At 39.5% G+C, this 1195-nt stretch carries 2 pseudogenes; one reads left to right on the top strand and one right to left on the bottom strand.

The annotated features are described in order from the left end of the window. Positions 1 to 201, top strand: a pseudogene (locus tag FW758_RS24510) (hypothetical protein); the annotation flags it as partial. A 134-nt stretch (positions 202 to 335) separates the two neighbouring features. Here FW758_RS24510 and FW758_RS24505 read toward each other — a convergent pair. Then, positions 336 to 464: pseudogene (locus tag FW758_RS24505) on the bottom strand (ISL3 family transposase); the annotation flags it as partial. Positions 465 to 1195 lie beyond the last annotated feature (731 nt).

Below are 1195 nucleotides of genomic sequence, written 5' to 3'. Positions count from 1 at the left end.
ATCATCCTGACAGAGGGGTTTTCTATGATATCTTTGCGCCTTGATATTTTGCTGTTTGTTCTTATGTTTTCACTCTCAAAAACGGCGTTATTCTTAACCTTCATCTACTTTTGCTTATGGTGTTCTATCGCAGATGATGAACATAGCCAGCCATTAATAATCAACAACATAACTAGCTTTCAACCCAATATCAACGATTGACGTCTATCAAAGACAAACTTTGTAATTCGGGTCAGCGTAAAATTTATCAACACTTACAATTTGGTGTCCTTTTCGAACAAAACTCAGAGACGTGAATAACCCATAACTTAATTAGTTTTTAGGCTCTTCTCCGCTTACATGAGCTTGATATTTGGATAAAAGGTTGAATGGGTATCAGGGACTGATGCTTGTCTGATCTTGAGTTTGAAGTATTCAATGTCTCGTACTCCTCTTGCCCTTCGCCTGAGTAAACCAATTTCAACTCTTTGAAAGATGTTCCCTCAACACCAGATATTGAAACACATTAATGGTATGAGGAAAAGTAAGTCAAATGAAGTTTTACTGAACTGAGTGGGCAATCGCCCCTAACATTGAAAGGGGCAAAAGTGAGTTTCAAACTTTGTTGTCATACTTTTCTTAGATAGCCATGTTGATAGAACCTAAGTTTCGATCTTTATTGTCACAATTAACTTTTGGTAGCCATGATAGAAACGAGCTTCGGAAGTAAAAAGTTTCAATCTTAGTTGTTCACCCACAGTTTTTCGTCCTGCTAAGCGCTTTTTTATCTATTCTAAATGCTCCAAACACCGCCTAGGTTGTATACGATTTGGCTTATTTCTTCTGCTAGACAGTCGCAAAGCGACAAGCCCCGCAGGGAAACACTGTAACAATTCAATTTGAAGCTAGAAGGCCGTAGGCAAAACGAACCAATCAGGTTGTGCTGTTTATTATGTCCCCTGGCGCTTTAGCGTTTGCCAGGCATTGGACATTTCATTTTTTAGTTTGATCTAATGATCTTTTTTTCTTTCACTGCATTATTCTACCTTTGCCCATGCGTGGACTCGTACCTCCAGAGTCCTTTCAGTTGTGCTTTGCTCTACCTCCTATATTTTCCCCCAGGTCTTAAGTGTTCCTGACGCGTTAAAGACATTACTATATCCCTATGGGTCAGGTGGAGGAAATGTCTTAAGCATGTAGGGAACGTACAAGACCC

The organism is Shewanella sp. 1180_01, from assembly GCF_052850535.1.
This window is presented reverse-complemented; position numbering and strand designations above follow the sequence as displayed.